Annotated in this window: 12 tRNA genes and 2 rRNA genes; all 14 read left to right on the forward strand. The window is 45.1% G+C overall.

Going from position 1 to position 2,367, the window contains the following annotated elements:
* Positions 1 to 253: ribosomal RNA gene (locus FG384_RS19495) — 23S ribosomal RNA — on the forward strand; the annotation flags it as partial.
* 118 nt (positions 254 to 371) lie between these two features.
* Positions 372 to 487: ribosomal RNA gene (gene rrf, locus FG384_RS19500) — 5S ribosomal RNA — on the forward strand.
* A 45-nt stretch (positions 488 to 532) separates the two neighbouring features.
* Positions 533 to 608: transfer RNA gene (locus FG384_RS19505), tRNA-Val, on the forward strand.
* A gap of 14 nt (positions 609 to 622) precedes the next feature.
* Positions 623 to 698: transfer RNA gene (locus FG384_RS19510), tRNA-Thr, on the forward strand.
* Positions 699 to 708: 10 nt separating this feature from the next.
* Positions 709 to 784, forward strand: a tRNA-Lys gene (locus FG384_RS19515).
* Between the two features lie 21 nt (positions 785 to 805).
* A tRNA-Leu gene (locus tag FG384_RS19520) sits at positions 806 to 890 on the forward strand.
* 57 nt (positions 891 to 947) lie between these two features.
* Positions 948 to 1,036, forward strand: a tRNA-Leu gene (locus FG384_RS19525).
* A gap of 19 nt (positions 1,037 to 1,055) precedes the next feature.
* Positions 1,056 to 1,132 (forward strand) — tRNA-Arg (locus FG384_RS19530).
* A 6-nt stretch (positions 1,133 to 1,138) separates the two neighbouring features.
* Positions 1,139 to 1,215 (forward strand) — tRNA-Pro (locus tag FG384_RS19535).
* A gap of 13 nt (positions 1,216 to 1,228) precedes the next feature.
* Positions 1,229 to 1,304, forward strand: a tRNA-Ala gene (locus tag FG384_RS19540).
* A 280-nt stretch (positions 1,305 to 1,584) separates the two neighbouring features.
* Positions 1,585 to 1,661, forward strand: a tRNA-Ile gene (locus tag FG384_RS19545).
* 17 nt (positions 1,662 to 1,678) lie between these two features.
* Positions 1,679 to 1,754, forward strand: a tRNA-Ala gene (locus FG384_RS19550).
* Between the two features lie 289 nt (positions 1,755 to 2,043).
* Positions 2,044 to 2,120: transfer RNA gene (locus FG384_RS19555), tRNA-Ile, on the forward strand.
* A gap of 15 nt (positions 2,121 to 2,135) precedes the next feature.
* Positions 2,136 to 2,211, forward strand: a tRNA-Ala gene (locus FG384_RS19560).
* Positions 2,212 to 2,367: the final 156 nt, after the last annotated feature.

Genomic DNA, 2,367 nt, shown 5'->3' on the forward strand with positions numbered 1-2,367 from the left:
TGTCCTTAGTACGAGAGGACCGGGATGGACACACCGCTGGTGTACCAGTTGTTCTGCCAAGAGCATCGCTGGGTAGCTATGTGTGGACGGGATAAGTGCTGAAAGCATCTAAGCATGAAGCCCCCCTTAAGATGAGATTTCCCATTACGTAAGTAAGTAAGATCCCTCAAAGACGATGAGGTAGATAGGTTCGGGGTGGAAGCGTGGTGACACGTGCAGCTGACGAATACTAATCGATCGAGGACTTAACCAAATAGAATTAGTTTGTCAAAATGTCGTTTATCCAGTTTTGAAAGAACAAAAAAAATAAAAAAACCCTTGTAATTTACTACAAGAGTTGTTATAATAAAACTTGTCTTTCATTATTGAGGTCTAGTGATGATGGCGAAGAGGTCACACCCGTTCCCATACCGAACACGGAAGTTAAGCTCTTCAGCGCCGATGGTAGTTGGGGGTTTCCCCCTGTGAGAGTAGGACGTCGCTAGGCTTGCAATAAATTCATGAAATTAGATTATTGCGATTTTATTACCCAGGAGGATTAGCTCAGCTGGGAGAGCATCTGCCTTACAAGCAGAGGGTCGGCGGTTCGAGCCCGTCATCCTCCACCATATATTCTACACTTGCCGGTGTAGCTCAACTGGTAGAGCAACTGACTTGTAATCAGTAGGTTGAGGGTTCAAGTCCTTTCGCCGGCACCATTTAGTTTTAGAGCCATTAGCTCAGTTGGTAGAGCATCTGACTTTTAATCAGAGGGTCGAAGGTTCGAGTCCTTCATGGCTCACCATTTTTTAAAGAAATTAATTATGCGGGTGTGGCGGAACTGGCAGACGCACTAGACTTAGGATCTAGCGCCGCAAGGCGTGGGGGTTCGACTCCCTTCACCCGCACCATTTAATTTAATAACCGAGCGGAAGTAGTTCANTTCCGCTCCAAAGATTCATTTAAGTGCCGGGGTGGCGGAACTGGCAGACGCACAGGACTTAAAATCCTGCGGTAGGTGACTACCGTACCGGTTCGATTCCGGTCCTCGGCACCACTTTTATGAAAAAATATATGCGCCCGTAGCTCAATTGGATAGAGCGTCTGACTACGGATCAGAAGGTTGTGGGTTCGACTCCTGCCGGGCGCGCCATATATACGGGAAGTAGCTCAGCTTGGTAGAGCACTTGGTTTGGGACCAAGGGGTCGCAGGTTCGAATCCTGTCTTCCCGACCAGTTAATTATAAACGGGGCCTTAGCTCAGCTGGGAGAGCGCCTGCCTTGCACGCAGGAGGTCAGCGGTTCGATCCCGCTAGGCTCCACCATGAACATTGAAAACTGAACATGCAAAACGTTAAGACATATAGCTTGAACGACTAACTTTGTTAGTCCGAGAGCAAACAATTTTGACATCATTTAATGATGATGCCAGCAAAACAAAATGAGCTTTNGGGTGAAGTCGTAACAAGGTAGCCGTATCGGAAGGTGCGGCTGGATCACCTCCTTTCTAAGGATAATTACGGAATACAGATCTTTATCTGTAGCTTAACGTTTTGCAGTTCAGTTTTGAATGTTCATGTATATAAATATATGAAAATTCAAAGAGGGCCTATAGCTCAGCTGGTTAGAGCGCACGCCTGATAAGCGTGAGGTCGATGGTTCGAGTCCATTTAGGCCCACCATACCTTTTTTAATTTTTGGGGCCTTAGCTCAGCTGGGAGAGCGCCTGCCTTGCACGCAGGAGGTCAGCGGTTCGATCCCGCTAGGCTCCACCATATTAATTTATGGAAACTTGTTCTTTGAAAACTGGATAAAACGACATTGAAAGCAACAAATTCAAGAAATTCAATAGAATCACTAACGTGATTTTTATTTTGTGTAGTACTTTTAACTACTGATTGAACGGTTTTCTTTNGGGTGAAGTCGTAACAAGGTAGCCGTATCGGAAGGTGCGGCTGGATCACCTCCTTTCTAAGGATAATTACGGAATACAGATCTTTATCTGTATCTTAACGTTTTGCAGTTCAGTTTTGAATGTTCATATACATATATGGAAATTCTAAGGGGCCTATAGCTCAGCTGGTTAGAGCGCACGCCTGATAAGCGTGAGGTCGATGGTTCGAGTCCATTTAGGCCCACCATACCTTTAAAATTTCGGGGCCTTAGCTCAGCTGGGAGAGCGCCTGCCTTGCACGCAGGAGGTCAGCGGTTCGATCCCGCTAGGCTCCACCAAGACTTTTTAAAATGTTCTTTGAAAACTAGATAAAACGACATTGAAAGCAACAAATTCAAGAAATTCAATAGAATCACTAACGTGATTTTTATTTTGTGTAGTACTTTTAACTACTGATTGAACGGTTTTCTTTTGAAAACCAAATTAGGTTAAGT

This window comes from Psychrobacillus vulpis (genome assembly GCF_006861825.1).
Taxonomy (GTDB): Bacteria; Bacillota; Bacilli; order Bacillales_A; family Planococcaceae; genus Psychrobacillus; species Psychrobacillus vulpis.